This is a genomic window from Micromonospora sp. NPDC047740 (assembly GCF_043204735.1).
Taxonomy (GTDB): domain Bacteria; phylum Actinomycetota; class Actinomycetes; order Mycobacteriales; family Micromonosporaceae; genus Micromonospora.
Genome location: NZ_JBIDCT010000007.1, coordinates 97,214 through 112,248, shown reverse-complemented (window position 1 = coordinate 112,248; position 15,035 = coordinate 97,214). Strand labels below are relative to the sequence as shown.

Here is a 15,035-nt window from a genome sequence, read left to right as displayed (position 1 = left end):
GCGTCACCGCCGGTAACCGCAGCGGCGGCTACGCTGGCACATTGTGCTCGTACTCGTGGTGGACTCCTCGACGCCCGCGGTGACCGCGGCCCTGGTCGAGGTCTCGGCGGACGCGGTCGCGGCCCGCACGCAGCGGTGCACGGTCGACGCTCGGGCGCACGGGGAACTGCTCGCCCCGCAGGTCGACGCGGTGCTGGCCGACGCCGGCGCTCGCGCCGCCGACCTGGCCGCGATCGTCGCCGGGCTCGGCCCCGGGCCGTTCACCGGGCTGCGGGTGGGCCTGGTCACCGCCGCCACCATGGGCCAGGTGCTCGGCATCCCCACGTACGGGGTCTGCTCGCTGGACGGGATCGGCCACCCGGTGGCCGCCGGCGAGCCGGTCCTGGCAGCCAGCGACGCGCGGCGCCGTGAGGTCTACTGGGCCGTCTACGACGGCGCCGGTCAGCGGATCGCCGGGCCGAACGTGGACGCCCCGGCGGTCGCCGCGGAGCATGCCCGGGGCCTGGCCGTCACCGTCGCGGTCGGCGACGGCGCCCACCGGTACGCGGACGTCCTCGGCCTGCCGGTGCGCGGCGAGCCGCGCTATCCGGACGCGACGGCGCTGGCCCGGCTCGCCGCCGAGCGGATCCGCGCGGGCGCCCCGAGCGAGCCGCTCACCCCGCTCTACCTGCGCCGCCCGGACGCCGTCGCGGCGACCGGCCACAAGCCGGTCCTGCCGTGACCGGGGTACGGCTCGGCCGGTTCCGTTGGTGGCACATCGACCAGGTGCTTCCGCTCGAGGCGGACCTGTTCGGCGCCGAGCAGTGGTCCCCGGCGATGTTCTGGAACGAGTTGGCCAACGGGCACTGCTACCTGGTGGCCACCGACGCCGACGGGACCGTGCTCGGCTACGCCGGGCTGCTGGTGGCGCCGCCCGACGAGGCGTGGGTGCAGAACATCGCGGTCCGCCGCGACGCGCAGCGCCGGGGGATCGGCCGGGCGCTGCTGGAGGCGCTGCTCGCCGAGGCGGCCCGGCGCGGCGTGCGCAGCACGCTGCTGGAGGTCGCCGCGGACAACGGCCCCGCGCAGCGCCTCTACGCGACATACGGCTTCGAGCCGATCGGCGTGCGCCGCGGCTACTACCAACCGAGCAACACCGACGCGCTGGTCATGCAGCGCAACGAGGACTGACGAGCATGGCTGACGAACCCCTGATCCTCGGCATCGAGACCTCCTGCGACGAGACCGGCGTCGGCATCGTCCGCGGGCACACCCTGCTCGCTGACGCGCTGGCCTCCAGCGTCGAGCAGCACGCCCGGTTCGGCGGCGTGGTGCCCGAGGTGGCCAGCCGCGCTCACCTGGAGGCCATCGTGCCGACCATGGACCGGGCGCTGAAGCAGGCCGGGGTGACGATCGCGGACATCGACGCCATCGCCGTCACCTCCGGGCCGGGCCTGGCGGGCGCGCTGCTCGTCGGGGTCGCCGCCGCCAAGGGGTACGCGGTCGCCGCCGAGAAGCCGGTGTACGGGGTGAACCACCTCGCCGCACACGTCGCGGTGGACACGCTCGAGCACGGACCGCTGCCCGAGCCGGCGATCGCGCTGCTGGTCTCGGGCGGGCACTCCTCGCTGCTGCGCGTCGACGACCTGGCCCGGGGGGTGACCCCGCTCGGCTCGACCATCGACGACGCCGCCGGCGAGGCGTTCGACAAGGTGGCCCGGCTGCTCGGGTTGCCGTTCCCGGGCGGCCCGTGGATCGACCGGGAGGCGCGGGCCGGTGACCCGGCGGCGATCGCCTTCCCGCGTGGCCTGACCGCGCCCAAGGACCTGGCCGGCCACCGCTACGACTTCTCCTTCTCCGGGCTGAAGACCGCGGTGGCCCGCTGGGTGGAGGCGCGGCAGCGGGCCGGCGAGCCGGTCCCGGTCGCCGACGTGGCCGCGTCCTTTCAGGAGGCGGTCTGCGACGTGCTGGTCGGCAAGGCGCTGGACGCCTGCCGGAGCAGTGGCATCGAGACGCTGGTGATCGGCGGCGGGGTGGCGGCCAACTCGCGGCTGCGGGCGATGGCCGAGGACCGGGCGGCCCGGCACGGCATCCGGGTGCGTACGCCCCGCCCGAACCTCTGCACCGACAACGGCGCCATGGTGGCCGCGCTGGGCTCGCACCTGGTCGCCTCGGGCGTCGCCCCGAGCCGCCTCGACCTGCCCGCCGACTCCGCGATGCCGCTGACCGTGGTCAGCGTGTGAGCGGGAGGGGCTGACGTGATCGTCCGGATGTGGGAGGCGAGGGCCGAGCCGTACGGCTTCGCCGATCTGATCACCTGGGTCTGCGAGACGGTGCTGCCCGAGTTCGAGCACGACCCGCTGCACCTGTCCAGCGAGGTGTTCTCCTCCACCGACCACCGCCTCGTGGTCATCTCCAAGTGGCGGAGCAGCCCGCGGGACCTGCCGGACCCGCCGCCGACCCTGGTCGCCCGCCCGCCGCACGCCTGGGACTTCACCCAGGTCGATCGCTGACAACTGTTGAACGAGCCGGCGGTCGACCGGGGTGGGTCAGGCGCGCAGGGTGGGCGCGGGGTTGGGCCGGTTGCGGATCGACGAGTCGGTGCCGATCTGGAAGGAGGGCACGTACTCCAGTCGCCCGTCCGCCTTGTGCACCACCGGCACCGAGCCGGCCATGGCGTACGACATGTCGCCGTCCACCAGGAACTCCCGCGCCCCGACCTCGAAGACGAAGAAGTCGTCGTTCTCCACGATCCGACGGTCGTCGAGGCAGTAGGTGCCGAACGGCCAGTCGGGCTCGGTGGCGTGGCGGACGATGTCGCGGGCCTGCTCGTAGGTGACAGCCATGACGGGGGATCCTAACCGGGCGGCCGGACGAACTCGGTGAGCCCGCCGGGCATGGGGATGTCGTCCAGCCGGACGAACGAGGTGCCGTGTCCTTTGGTGAAGTAGTCGGCCACGTCACGCCCGGCGTTCTGGCCGTCGATGAAGCGCACCTTGCCGCCGACGTTCTCCACATTGAACACGTGGCCACCGCCGTTGTTCCAGCGGATGGCGACCACGCCGCGTGAACCGGGACCGAAGTTCTGGAACGCCTGCTCGATGTCGGCCTGGCCGCCGGAGGTGAACCTCCGTCCCCAGGTCTGCTCGATGTCGCCAAGGGGTCGGCCACCCCACGGGTGGAACTTCTGCGGCAGAGCCGTCGCTTCGACGTCGATGCCCCGCCGCCGCAACTCGTACGTCTGCACACAGTGTGTGCAGTTCGCCGAGTAGTCCGGGTGCGGCGGCTTGAACCGCGGGTTGACCCGCTTGAGTGCGTCCGCGATCTGCTTCTCGATCTTGCGGGCGGCCCGCTTCTCGCCCACCTTGCGGACCAGTTTGAGCAGCCGCTTGGCCTGTTCCAGGATGTGCTTGAGCACGGTGCGGACCTGCTGCACGATCATCCGGATCAGCCGTTGGCAGATCATCCGGGTGACTGCCACGAAGCCGGGGACGGCACCGGTGGAGGCACCGAAGGTGGCGACCGCGGCGGCGATCGCCATGGTCACCTGGACCAGCAGGATGATCAGCTGGACGATGAAGGCGATCTTCATGGCCAGCGTCATCGCCGCGAAGATCATCAGCACGGCACCGATGAGCTGTGCCGCGATGGCGTCCTCCAGCAGCCGCAGCTGCGGCCCGTCGGCCCGCGTCCACCATCCCTTGAACGCGTCGACCGTGTCGCCCGAGTTCTGCTGCCAGACCGCCGCCGCCGCGCCGTCAGCCTGCATCGCCGCGGACTGCAACGTCAGCCCGAAGGAGAACCAGTGCTGGCCGGCGGCGAAGAGCAGCTCCTCGTCCGCCTCCGGCCACTCCAGACCGATCCAACTCAGCGGCTCGGTCAGCTCGGCGGGAAGTTCGAGACCCACCCTCAGCCCCCCAGCCGCCCATGCAGGGCCGCGAAGAGCTGGTCCGCCTGCTGGTCCGTGTCGACCACCTGCTGCGCCCAGTCGGCCAGCCCCTCGGCAGCGGTGAGCAGCAGCTGCACGTGCGAGCCGTAGGCCTCCAGGGCCTGCGACAGCACCTCGGTGTACGCGGCGCCGAAGACCGAGCCGGGCTCGTCCGCGCCCCACGGGTTTTCGCTGGTGACCGTGGCCTCCAGCGCGCCGAGGCCGGTCTCCAGTTCCACCGCGACCCCGGCGATCGCCTGTGCCGCGCCGGCCAGCACCTCCGGCTCGGTGTGCATCGGCTGGGTCATCGCGTCGTCCCGTCCATCCTGCCGAGCCGGTCGGCGATCTGTTGGGCGGCGGCGGCCATGTCGTCCAGCCGGCGCTGCGCGGTGAAGCCGAGGTCGTTCAGGAGCGGCCCCAGGCCCTGGGGCAGGGTAGGCGGCTGAGCGGCCAGTCGTTCCTGGAGTTGCGCCTGCACCTGCGTCCGGGCATCGCGGAACGCCTCCCGGATCGCGGCCGACAGATCGACCGCTGGTAGCCGCATGGCGCGGGGGTCGAGGTCGAGGGCGAGCAGGTCGCCGGTCCCGTCGACCTCGACGTGCACCAGACCGCCCGCCGCATGTGCGGCACCCCGGGCGGTGGTGAAGCGACCCATCAGGCCGTCCGGTCGGTCGTGCTGGTCGGTCACGCGCCACTCCGTTCCGGTCGAGTGCGGCAAGGCGCCCGAGGCGCGCCCTCGGCGAAGCCTAGCGGCCGACGGCAAGGCCCAGGGATCGGGCGTCACCGACCACTGTGGAGGTCGAGCTGACTGGCTCGGCGGAGGCTGGCGCGCGGCACCCGGTGAGCCGCCGCACGTGTGGGACCTCACGCAGGTCGATCGCTGATCCGGCACTGCCCGGCGAGCGGCGGGAATTGGTTGGCGTGGCCCGGTGCCGGCCACCTAGCGTCGGAGTGTCATGCGTTTCTCACCGGCCGGCGATCCCGGCACCCCCGACGCCCGGTCCGCCACCCGTTACCTGGTCTGGCTGGCCGGTCGACACCCGCTGATCTTCAGTGCCGGCCTGACGCTCGGCGTCGTCTGGATGGTGGCGCAGGCGCTGATGCCGGCCGCGGTCGGGCAGGCCGTCGACGCCGGCCTCACCCACCGCGACCCGGACGCCCTGCTGCGCTGGGGGCTCGTGCTGCTGGGGCTGGGCCTCCTCCAGGCCACCGCCGGCATCCTCCGGCACCGCTGCGCGGTGCACAACTGGCTCGGCGCCGCGTACCGGACCGTGCAGGTCGCCGTGGACGCCACCAACCGGCTCGGTGCCGCGCTGCCCCGCCGGGTCGCCGCCGGCGAGGTGGTCAGCATCGGTACGGCCGACATCGAGCACATCGGCAGCGCCATCGACATCACCGCCCGGGGCGCCGGGTCGGTGGTGGCGATTGTCACCGTGGCGATGATCCTGCTCACCGCGTCCGTGCCGCTCGGGCTGGTCGTGGTGCTCGGCGTGCCGCTGCTCATGGGGCTGGTGGCGCTGCTGATCCGGCCGCTGCACCGGCAGCAGGCGGCCTACCGGGACTCGACCGGCCGGCTCACCGCCCGCGCCGCCGACATCGTCTCCGGGCTGCGGGTGCTGCGCGGCGTGGGCGGGGAACCGGTGCTCGGCGCCCGCTACCGGGAGCAGTCCCAGGCGCTGCGCGCCGACGGCCTGCGGGTGGCCCGGGTGGAGTCACTGCTCCAGGCGGCGCAGATTCTGCTGCCCGGCGTCTTCCTGGTGCTGGTGACCTGGCTGGGGGCCCGGTTCGCGCTGGCCGGCGAGATCAGCGCCGGTCAGCTCGTCGCGTTCTACGGCTACACCGCCTTCCTGGTCAGCCCGCTGCGCAACCTCACCGAGGCCGCGGACAAGCTGACCCGGGGGCACGTGGCCGCCCGCCGGGTGGTCCGGTTGCTCCGCCTCGCCCCGGAGTTCACCGACCCGGCCCGCCCCCGGCCGCTGCCCGACGGGCCCGGCGAGCTGGTGGACGTCGGGTCGGGGCTGGTGCTGCGACCGGGTCGGCTCACCGCGCTGGTGGCCAGCGTCCCCGAGGACGCGGCCGAGATCGCCGACCGGCTCGGCCGGTACGTCGACGCGGACGTGACGCTGCACGGCGTACCGCTGCGGGACGTGGCGCTGGCCACGGTGCGCGAGCGGATCCTGGTGGTCGACAATGACGCGCAGCTCTTCACCGGCCCGCTGTGGGTGGAGCTGGACCCGCACGACCGGGGCGACCGGGCCGCGGTCGAGGCGGCGCTGGGCGTGGCCGGCGCGACCGACATCGTCGACGCGCTGCCCGGCGGGCTGGACAGCCAGGTGGCCGAACGCGGCCGGGAGTTCTCCGGCGGGCAGCGACAGCGGCTGCGGCTGGCGCGGGCCCTGGTCGCGGACCCGGAGACGCTGATCCTGGTCGAGCCGACCAGCGCGGTGGACGCGCACACCGAGGCGCGGATCGCCGACCGGCTGTGCGCCGCGCGCCCCGGCCGGACCACCCTCGTCTGCACCACCAGTCCCCTGGTGCTGGGCCGTGCCGAGCACGTGGTGTTCGTGGAGGACGGCAAGGTGGTCGCGGAGGGCCGCCACGACGAACTGCTCGCCGCCGAGCCGCGCTACGCGGCCACGGTGAGCCGGGAGGAGGACCGGTGAGCGCCGCCCTGCCCGTCGCCGACGCCGGCCAGGTCCGCCGGTACGCGCGTACCCTGGTCCGCCGCCATCCGCGCGGGCTGGCCGCCGCGCTCGGCCTGCACGCGCTCGCCGCGGCCGCCGGCCTGGTCGCGCCCCGGCTCCTCGGCGACCTGGTGGAGGGGATCTCGCGGGGCGTCGGCAGCGTCACCGTCGACCGGATCGCGCTGGCCATCGCCGGTTTCATCGTCGCCCAGTCGGTGCTGGTCCGCTTCGCCCACCTGGCCTCGGCCCGGCTCGGCGAGCGGGTCCTCGCCGAGCTGCGCGAGGAGTTCGTCGAGCGGGTGCTCGCCCTGCCGCTGGCCACGGTGGAGCGCGCCGGCACCGGCGACCTGCTCACCCGCACCTCCCGGGACGTCGCCGCGCTCTCCCGGACGGTGCGGTTCGCCGTGCCGGAGACGCTGATCTCGGCGGTCACCGTGCTGCTGATCCTCGGCGCGTTGCTGCTGACCGGCCCGCTGCTGGTGCTGCCCGCGCTGCTCGCGGTCCCGGTGCTGGTCGCCGGCACCCGGTGGTACCTGCGCCGCGCGCCGGAGGGCTACCTGCGGGAGAACGCGGCGTACTCGGACATCACCGACGGGATCAACGAGGTGGTGGAGGGCTCCCGGACCACCGAGGCGCTGCGGCAGCAGGCCCGCCGCCGGGCCCGCACCGACGCGGACATCCGCCGGTCGTACGCGGCCGAGAAGTACACCCTCTACCTGCGCACGGTCTTCTGGCCGGTGGCCGAGTTCGGGTACGTCGTACCGGTGGTGGCCACCCTGCTCATCGGCGGCTGGTTCTATCTCAAGGGCTGGGTGAGCCTCGGGCAGGTCACCGCCGCCACCCTCTACGCCCAGCAACTGGTGGATCCGGTCGACCGGCTCCTCGCCTGGCTGGACGAGCTGCAGGTCGGCGGCGCCTCACTGGCCCGGCTGCTCGGGGTGGCGGCCGACCCCACCGCCGAGCCGGCCGACGCGCCAGCGGCGCCCACCGGTCGCGGGCCGGGGCGGGGTGCCGGTCGGGTGGCCGCCCACGACGTCCGGTACGCCTACCGGACGGGACACGACGTGCTGCACGGCGTGACCCTGGTGCCCCGGCCGGGGGAGAAGCTGGCCATGGTGGGCCCGTCCGGCGCGGGGAAGTCCACGTTGGGGCGGCTGCTGGCCGGGGTGCACCCACCCCGCTCCGGCTCGGTCACCGTGGACGGCCGTCCGCTCACCGGCCTGCCCCTGGCCGAGCTGCGCAGCCACGTCGCACTGGTCAGCCAGGAGCACCACGTCTTCATCGGCACCCTGGCCGAGAACGTGGCGATGGTCCGGCCGGACGCGGAGCCCGCCCAGGTACGCGCCGCACTGGCCGCCGTCGACGCGCTGGGCTGGGCGGAGGCGTTGCCGGACGGGCTGGACACCCTGGTCGGGGCGGGCGGGCACCAGCTCTCGCCCGCCCAGGCGCAGCAGCTCGCGCTGGCCCGGCTGGTGCTCGCCGACCCGCACACGCTGGTGCTGGACGAGGCCACCTCGCTGATCGATCCGCGCGCCGCCCGGGCGCTGGAGCGCTCCCTGGCTGCCGTGCTGGCGGGGCGGACGGTCATCGCCATCGCGCACCGGCTCTTCTCCGCGCACGACGCCGACCGGGTGGCGGTGGTGGAGGACGGCCGGATCACCGAGCTGGGCTCGCACGACGAACTGGTCGCCGCCGGCGGCTCGTACGCCGCGCTCTGGCGCTCCTGGCACGGCTGAGGGCTGCCGGAGGGCCCCTCCTGGCACGCGGAAGTTCACCCGCCGGGGTGATCGGATCGGTCAGCCGACGTCGAGGGGGTCGGCGAGGAGGCGGTCGAAGGCCAGTTCGGCGGCCCCGATCAGCGCCGCGTCCGCGCCGAGCTTGGGCGTACGCAGCCGCACGTGCTCCAGGCAGGCGGGCAGCCCGTTGGAGTTGAGCCGGCTGCGGACCTGGGCGGCGGCGGCCAGGTAGAGGTCGCGCATGGTGCCGCCGAAGATGACCATCTCCGGGTTGAAGATGTTGACCAGGTTGGCCACGCCGAAGCCGAGCCAGTCACCGGCCTGCCGGACGGCGGCCTGGGCGCGGGCGTCACCCCGGTCGGCCGCGTCGAAGACGGCCAGCATCGCGTCCCGGCCCCGGGCGTCGGAGCGGCCGGCGGTCCGGAGCAGCCCGTGCTCGCCGATCTCGGTCTCCCAGCAGCCCCGGCGGCCGCACTCGCAGCGGGCCCCGTCGCGGACCACCACCATGTGGCCGACCTCGCCGCTGTAGCCGCCGTGCCCGGTGAGCCGCCGGCCGCCGGCGATGATGCCGGCCCCGACGCCGACGTCCCCGTACAGGTAGATGACGTTGTCGCAGCCGGCCGCGACGCCTCGGGCGTGCTCGGCGAAGGCGGCCACGTCCGCCACGTTGCCGACGGCGATCGGTACGTCGGTGCCCAGTTCGGCGGCGAGTGCCGCGCCGATCGGCTCGTCCACCCAGCCGGTGGTCGGGCTCAGCCGGACCAGCCCGTCCTCCCGGCGGACCATGCCGCAGACGGCGACACCGGCCCCGATGCAGATGGAGCCCGCCGGCACCGACTGGTGCATCTCCTTGACCGCGCCGGCCAGCAGCGGCGCGGCCTCGCCGGCGACCAGGTTGCGGGGCCGGTCCAGCTCCCGGCGGTCGAGCACCACACCGCCGAGACCGATCCGCGCGGCCCGCAGCCGGTCCACCTCCACGCTGTACGCGTACGCGTAGACCCGGGCCGACTCGGGCCGGACGACCAGCGAGGGTCGCCCGGCCCGGCCGGTCTCCTTCGGCGCCCCCTCGCTGACGAGACCGGCGCCGGCCAGGTCGGCGGTCAGCGCGCCGATGGTGCTGCGGTTCAACCCGAGGGCGGTGGTCAGCTCGGCGCGGGTGGTGGCGCCGTGCACGTGTACGTAACGCAGCAGTGCGCCCAGGTTCTGCCGACGGATCTCGTCCTGGCTGGGACCTGTGCGCATTGCTACGACCATTCCGGAGTAGTTCAGCGGGTGCCGGTGGCGGCGGAGCGCCGCCGCGACAGCGCGTCGACGCCGGCGGCGAGCAGCAGCACCAGGCCGGTGAAGATGTACTTCAGGCCGGAGCTCAGGTCCAGCAGTCCCATGCCGTTGATGATGACAGCCACCACCGCGCCGCCCAGCACCGCGTTGATCATCCGGCCCTTGCCACCGAAGAGGCTGGTGCCGCCGATCACCGCCGCGCCGACCGCGTACAGCAGCACGTTGCTGCCGCCGGTGTTCGGGTCGACGGACCGGTCCTTGCTCGCCGCGATGATGCCGCCGATCGCCGCCATGCCGGAGCAGATCACGAAGGCGGAGATCTTGATGCGGTCCACGTTGATGCCGGCCCGGCGGGCGGCTTCCTGATTGCCGCCGACGGCGTAGAGGTGCCGGCCGTACGCGGTGCGGTTGAGCACGAAGGTCCAGAAGACCAGCAGCACCCCGATGATCGGCACGACCACCGGCATGCCCTTGTTCGAGGTGATCAGCGGGTTGATGCTGCGCTCCTGGTTGAGCACGAGGACGGCGAGGCCGATCAGCACGGCGAGCCCGGCGATCCGGGCGAGCACCACCGCGATCGGGTCGGTGACCAGGCCGCGGGCGGCCCGGTTCCGGTGCCGCAGCAGCTGCGCGGCGGCGTACCCGAGGACCGCGACGGCGGCCAGCACCCAGCCGATGGCGGGCGGGATCCGGTCGTTCTCGATGCCGACGATGACCCCGTCGCTGATCGAGATGTTGGTGCCCTCCTTCATGAGCAGCAGCACCACGCCCTGGAAGGCGAGGAAGCCGGCCAGGGTGACCACGAAGGAGGGGATGCCCACCTTGGCCACCAGGAAGCCCAGGGTCAGGCCGATCACCACGCCGGTGGCCAGCGCGGCGAGCACCGCCACGTACCAGGGGTAGCCCAGGACGCTGACCACGTTGGCCAGGATCGCCGCGCAGACGCCGCTGGCGAAGCCGGCGGAGAGGTCGATCTCGCCGAGCAGCAGCACGAAGATCAGGCCCATTGCGATCACGGTGACCGCGGCGCCCTGGGTGAACAGGTTCGCGAAGTTCGCCGCGGAGAAGAAGACCGGGCGGACGATCGCGAAGACCACGCAGAGCACGACGAGGCCGATGACCGCGGGCAGGGAACCGAGGTCGCCGCCGCGTACCCGGGCGAGGTAGCTGCGGACGTGGTCGCCGACGGTGGGCGCCGGCGTGACGGCCGCGGGCCCTTCCTGCTGGACGACGGTGGTGGTCATCGGAGGGCTCCTGGGGTCGCGTCGGCGGGCTCGTGGCCGTTGCCCGACTCGGTGGCGAGGCCGAGGTTGCCGGAGCGGCCGGCGGTGATCAGCTCGACCACCTGCGAGTGGGTGATTTCGGTGGTCTTCACCTGGGCGACCATCTGGCCGAGGTAGAGCGCGGCGATCCGATCGGAGACGGCGAAGACGTCGTTCATGTTGTGCGAGATGAGCACCACGGCCAGGCCCTTGTCCGCCAGCCGGCGGACCAGCTCCAGCACCTGTGCGGTCTGCGCGACGCCGAGCGCGGCGGTCGGCTCGTCGAGGATGACCAGCTTGCTGTTCCAGAGCACCGCCTTGGCGATCGCCACGGTCTGGCGCTGACCGCCGGAGAGGCTGGAGACGTGCTGGCGCAGCGACTTGACGGTGCGGACGCTCAGCCCGGCCAGCGTCTCGGCGGCCAGCTGCTCCATGGTCGGCTCGTCGAGCACGATCCCGCTGCGCTTCTCCCGGCCGAGGAACATGTTCTGCACGATGTCGAGGTTGTCGCAGAGCGCGAGGTCCTGGTAGACGACCTCGATGCCGAGCCCGGCGGCGTCCCGGGGGTTGTTGATGTGCACCGGCTTGCCCTGGAAGAGGAACTCACCCGCATCGGTGGGGTAGATGCCGCTGATGCACTTGACCAGCGTGGACTTGCCGGCGCCGTTGTCGCCGACCAGCGCGGTCACTTCGCCGGGATGGGCGGAGAAGGCGACGTCGCGCAGGACCTGGACGGGACCGAAGCTCTTGTCGATCCCGCGTAGCTCCAGCAGGGGGGTTGCGGACACGGGGGTCTCCTTTGCGCGGAGGGGAGATCTCGGAACCCGTCCGGTGGCGCGCCCGCCCGGCACGGTGGGCACCGTGCCGGGCGGCGTCGCCGGAGCGGGATGGTGCGCGTACGGGTCAGCTGATGCCGGCGTCGGTGCAGAGCTTCGCGTACGCCCCGGTGCAGAGCTCTTCCTTGGTCACGAAGCCGTCGGCCACGACGTCCTTGACGTTGTCCTTGTAGATGGCCTTCGGCTCGAGCAGCACGGCGGCGACGTCCCGACCGCTCTCCGGGTCCTTCACCGACTGGCCGGTGTCCTTCCGCTGGCCCTTGGCGAGCGAGATGGCGAGATCGGCGGCCGCGTCCGCCTCCTTCTTGATCGCCTTGTAGACCGTCATGCACTGGTCACCGGCGAGGATGTTCTGCAGGCCCTGCGGCGTGGCGTCCTGGCCGGTCACCGGGACCTTGCCGTTGAGCTGGTTCTTCTTGAGCACCGAGATGGCCGCGTTGCCGAGACCGTCGTTGGCCGCGAGCACGCCGTCGATCTTGCCCTTGGTCTGGGTGAGCATCTGCTCGAAGATCACGCCGGCCTGCGCGTTGTCCCAGTCCGGAACGGACTGGTCCGGGCCCTTCACGTACTCCTTGGCGTCGAACTTCGGCTTGAGCACCGAGTCGTACCCGTTCTTGAACAGGGTGGCGTTGTTGTCGGTCGGGGAGCCGTTCAGGTAGGCGATGACCGGGCTCTTGGCGCCCTTGTCGGTCAGGCACTTGCTCAGGCCCTCACCCTGGAGCTTGCCGACTGCCTCGTTGTCGAAGCTGACGTAGTACAGGGCGGAGCCGCCCAGGGTCAGCCGGTCGTAGTCGATGGTGGCGACGCCCTGCGACTTCGCCTTCTCGAGCACCGCCTTGCCGGTGCCGGAGTCCAGGTTGACGATCATCAGGGCGGTCACGCCGCTGGTGAGCATGCCGTCCGCGATGGTGGAGAAGGCGGACTTGTCGCCCTGGGCGTTCTGGATCGTGTAGTCGACGCCGGCGGCCTTGAACGCCTCCTCCAGGAACTTGCGGTCCGCGCCTTCCCACCGCGCGGAGGACTTGCTGTCCGGGAGGATGACGCCGATCTTCGGCTTCTTGGCGCTGCCGGCCTGGTCGGAACCGCCGTTGTCACCACAGGCGGCCATGCTGCCGGTGGCCAGCAGGCCGACGGCGGCGAAGGTGAGGAAGCCCTTGCGCATGTGCACGGGTCCTTTCCGGGGGTGGGGGAGTGGTCGGTGGTTTGTTGTGTCCGGCAACGTATTCCCGTGCGTGTGACGAGCGCAAGACTGCCGAGGTCGGTAGTTTGTTGGCGGCGGTAACAATTCAGCAACGCCGCTGTCACCAGGCTGAGAGCGCTCCCCGCGCGAGGTGCGGGAAGGCCCGCGGAGCGACTCCCGGGTGGATCAGGCGGCGGCGATCGGCGCGGTGACGGCGTCGGTCAGCGCGACCAGATCAGCCGGGGCGAGCTGCAGTTGCAGGCCGCGGCGACCCGCCGAGACGTAGACCGTCGGGTGGTCCAGGGCGGACGCGTCGACCACCGTGGGCAGCCGATTGCGCTGGCCCAGCGGGCTGATCCCGCCGCGCACGTAGCCGGTGGCCCGCTCGGCCACGGCCCGGTCCGCCATGGTCGCCCGCTTGCCGCCCACCGCGGCGGCCAGGGCCTTGAGGTCCAGCTCCCCGGTGACCGGCACGACCGCCACGGTCAGCCCGCCGTCGACCTCGGTGACCAGGGACTTGAACACCCGCTCCGGCGGCACCCCGAGGGCCGCCGCGACCAGCGCGCCGTAGTTCGGCGCGTCCGGGGAGACCTGGTACGGGTGGGTGCTGTGGCTGATCTTGCGCTTCGTCAGCAGCGCTGTCGCCGGAGTGCCCTGTCCCGCCATGCCCGACAAGCTAACCCCGCCCGGCCCGGCGGGGCGAGTCGAAATCCGGGCTCAGCCCGGCACCGGCTGGCAGATCAGCACGGTCGGCGCGCCGCCCACCCGGGTGAGCATCAGGCTGGCCGCCGCCTTGCCGGCGAGCTTCAGGTCCCGGCGCAGCTGCTCCGGCTCCAGCGCCGAGCCACGCTTGAGGATCTCGACCCGGCCCACCCGGCGCTCGCGCAGCAGGGCGCGCAGCCGCTTCAGGGAGAACGGCAGCACGTCGGTGACCGTCAGGCAGCGGGCGTACGGGGTGGCCACCGGCGCGTCGGCGTACAGGTAGGCGATGCTCGGGTCGGCGAGGGTCGCGGACAGCTCCGCGGCCAGCTCGGCGACCAGGTGCGCGCGGACCACCGCCGGGTCGGGGTCGTACACGTACCGCCGGACCGCGCCCACCGGCGCCTCGGCGTCGCCGGAGCCGGTGAGCTGATGGCAGGGGGCCGTTCCGCTGCCGGCGCCGTTGTGCGGGGGCCCTTCCTCCAGCACGGTCGCGCGGCGGGGCACCTCGGCCAGCTCGCCGCACCAGAGGGCGGCCTCGACCAGGTCGCCGGCCACGCTGACCCACTCCGCCTCGGCGCCCGCCGGGATCAGCGCGTGGTCCAGCCCCGGGGCAACCTTCACCACGGTCCGCGGCACCCGTTCGGCCAGCCCGGTGACGAAATCCCAGGGCGGCGAGTAGGCGTTCGGGTCGAAGATCCGCCGCCCGGTGCCGGTCGCCCGTCGCGCCGGGTCGCAGAAGACCGCGTCCACCCGGGTCACGTCGAACGCCGTCGCGTCCCCGCATTCCACGGTGAACAGGTCGGCCAGCCCGGCCACCTCGGCGTTCGCGGCGGCCATCGCGGCGGTCACCGGATCGGCCTCCACCCCGTACACCCGGATGCCGGCGCGGGCGGCGGCGAGTGCGTCGGCGCCGAGACCGCACCCCAGGTCGGCGAGGGTGCGCACGCCGGCGGCGCGCAGCCGCGCGGCCCGCCGGTCGGCGACCACCCGGCGGGTGGCCTGCTCCAGCCCGGGGCGGGTGAGGAACATGCCGGCGGCCCCGGGCCCGAACTTGCCGACCGCTCGGCGGCGCAGCTCGGCCTGGGTGAGCGCGGCGGCGGCCAGCCCGGCCGGGAACCCCGCCGAGCGGAGCCGGGCCGCCGCGGCCAGCGGGTCGCCGCCGGCCACCTCGGCGGCCGCCGCGAGGGCGGCCGACCCCTCGGGGGTACGCAGCGCGGCGAGCTGGTCGAGATCCATCCGCCCATTCTCCCGGCCCTGGTCGGCGCCCGGTCGCCGACCTGGCGGGGGCCGGCGGGGCGGGATCCCGCGACGTCGCCGACGTGGCGGGTTTGGTGGGCCGGGACCCCGCCACCTCGCCGAGCCGGCGAGGGCGGCGTGCCGGGCCACCCGGAGGGCGGCGGTGGCGGCGACGAAGGGTTGCCAGCTCGCCGGGGGCGAAGGTGTGGGC

The 15,035-nt window shown here is 73.4% G+C and carries 16 protein-coding genes; 6 read left to right on the top strand and 10 right to left on the bottom strand.

Features of this window, described 5'->3' with window-relative positions; genetic code table 11:
• Positions 1-43: 43 nt before the first annotated feature.
• The 4 genes from tsaB to ACGF4F_RS14945 are packed head-to-tail and all read left to right on the top strand — an operon-like array spanning position 44 to position 2,492.
• Positions 44-721 carry a tRNA (adenosine(37)-N6)-threonylcarbamoyltransferase complex dimerization subunit type 1 TsaB gene (tsaB, locus tag ACGF4F_RS14960; protein WP_357438079.1) on the top strand — a complete coding sequence of 226 codons (678 nt, stop codon included), beginning with the start codon at positions 44-46 and terminating at the stop codon, positions 719-721.
• A complete protein-coding gene (rimI, locus tag ACGF4F_RS14955; protein WP_357438077.1) occupies positions 718-1,170 on the top strand; it encodes a ribosomal protein S18-alanine N-acetyltransferase in 453 nt (150 codons plus the stop codon). The genes tsaB and rimI overlap by 4 nt, the downstream gene beginning before the upstream one ends.
• 5 nt (positions 1,171-1,175) lie before the next feature.
• Complete coding sequence (gene tsaD / locus ACGF4F_RS14950; protein WP_393077758.1) at positions 1,176-2,222, top strand: tRNA (adenosine(37)-N6)-threonylcarbamoyltransferase complex transferase subunit TsaD; 1,047 nt, start codon at positions 1,176-1,178, stop codon at positions 2,220-2,222.
• A 15-nt stretch (positions 2,223-2,237) separates the two neighbouring features.
• A complete protein-coding gene (locus ACGF4F_RS14945; protein WP_073834870.1) occupies positions 2,238-2,492 on the top strand; it encodes a hypothetical protein in 255 nt (84 codons plus the stop codon).
• Between the two features lie 36 nt (positions 2,493-2,528).
• On the opposite strand, the gene ACGF4F_RS14940 is transcribed toward ACGF4F_RS14945, so the two are convergent.
• Genes ACGF4F_RS14940 through ACGF4F_RS14925 form a run of 4 tightly spaced genes read right to left on the bottom strand, consistent with a single transcriptional unit; the run spans position 2,529 to position 4,595 of the window.
• Entirely contained in the window at positions 2,529-2,825 is a 297-nt protein-coding gene (locus tag ACGF4F_RS14940; RefSeq protein ID WP_357438071.1) for a hypothetical protein, read from the bottom strand.
• A gap of 11 nt (positions 2,826-2,836) precedes the next feature.
• Positions 2,837-3,886, bottom strand: a complete 1,050-nt coding sequence (locus ACGF4F_RS14935; RefSeq protein ID WP_357438068.1) for a toxin glutamine deamidase domain-containing protein — start codon at positions 3,884-3,886, stop codon at positions 2,837-2,839.
• Positions 3,887-3,888: 2 nt separating this feature from the next.
• Positions 3,889-4,215: a hypothetical protein gene (locus ACGF4F_RS14930; RefSeq protein ID WP_357438065.1), complete on the bottom strand. Its 327-nt coding sequence runs from the start codon at positions 4,213-4,215 to the stop codon at positions 3,889-3,891.
• Positions 4,212-4,595, bottom strand: a complete 384-nt coding sequence (locus ACGF4F_RS14925; protein ID WP_357438063.1) for a YbaB/EbfC family nucleoid-associated protein — start codon at positions 4,593-4,595, stop codon at positions 4,212-4,214. The genes ACGF4F_RS14930 and ACGF4F_RS14925 overlap by 4 nt, the downstream gene beginning before the upstream one ends.
• A gap of 268 nt (positions 4,596-4,863) precedes the next feature.
• Here ACGF4F_RS14925 and ACGF4F_RS14920 point away from each other — a divergent pair, with 268 nt between their 5' ends.
• Entirely contained in the window at positions 4,864-6,570 is a 1,707-nt protein-coding gene (locus ACGF4F_RS14920; RefSeq protein WP_357438060.1) for an ABC transporter ATP-binding protein, read from the top strand.
• Positions 6,567-8,327, top strand: coding sequence for an ABC transporter ATP-binding protein (locus ACGF4F_RS14915; protein WP_357438057.1), 1,761 nt, complete (start codon positions 6,567-6,569; stop codon positions 8,325-8,327). The genes ACGF4F_RS14920 and ACGF4F_RS14915 overlap by 4 nt, the downstream gene beginning before the upstream one ends.
• 60 nt (positions 8,328-8,387) lie before the next feature.
• Here ACGF4F_RS14915 and ACGF4F_RS14910 read toward each other — a convergent pair whose 3' ends face one another.
• The 6 genes from ACGF4F_RS14910 to ACGF4F_RS14885 all read right to left on the bottom strand — a co-directional run bounded on the left by ACGF4F_RS14910 (position 8,388) and on the right by ACGF4F_RS14885 (position 14,824).
• Positions 8,388-9,569, bottom strand: coding sequence for an ROK family transcriptional regulator (locus ACGF4F_RS14910; RefSeq protein WP_357438055.1), 1,182 nt, complete (start codon positions 9,567-9,569; stop codon positions 8,388-8,390).
• 23 nt (positions 9,570-9,592) lie between these two features.
• Complete coding sequence (locus ACGF4F_RS14905) at positions 9,593-10,852, bottom strand: sugar ABC transporter permease (RefSeq protein WP_073834866.1); 1,260 nt, start codon at positions 10,850-10,852, stop codon at positions 9,593-9,595.
• The gene (locus tag ACGF4F_RS14900) at positions 10,849-11,658 is read right to left on the bottom strand and encodes an ATP-binding cassette domain-containing protein (RefSeq protein WP_357438051.1); all 810 of its coding nucleotides are present in this window, start codon (positions 11,656-11,658) and stop codon (positions 10,849-10,851) included. Before ACGF4F_RS14900 ends, ACGF4F_RS14905 begins: the two co-directional genes overlap by 4 nt.
• 115 nt (positions 11,659-11,773) lie before the next feature.
• Positions 11,774-12,868: a substrate-binding domain-containing protein gene (locus ACGF4F_RS14895; RefSeq protein WP_357438049.1), complete on the bottom strand. Its 1,095-nt coding sequence runs from the start codon at positions 12,866-12,868 to the stop codon at positions 11,774-11,776.
• Between the two features lie 204 nt (positions 12,869-13,072).
• Positions 13,073-13,552 (bottom strand): Cys-tRNA(Pro) deacylase, encoded by a 480-nt coding sequence (gene ybaK, locus ACGF4F_RS14890; RefSeq protein WP_357438047.1) that lies wholly within the window; start codon positions 13,550-13,552, stop codon positions 13,073-13,075.
• Positions 13,553-13,603: 51 nt separating this feature from the next.
• Positions 13,604-14,824: a methyltransferase domain-containing protein gene (locus ACGF4F_RS14885; RefSeq protein ID WP_357438045.1), complete on the bottom strand. Its 1,221-nt coding sequence runs from the start codon at positions 14,822-14,824 to the stop codon at positions 13,604-13,606.
• Between the last annotated feature and the right edge of the window lie 211 nt (positions 14,825-15,035).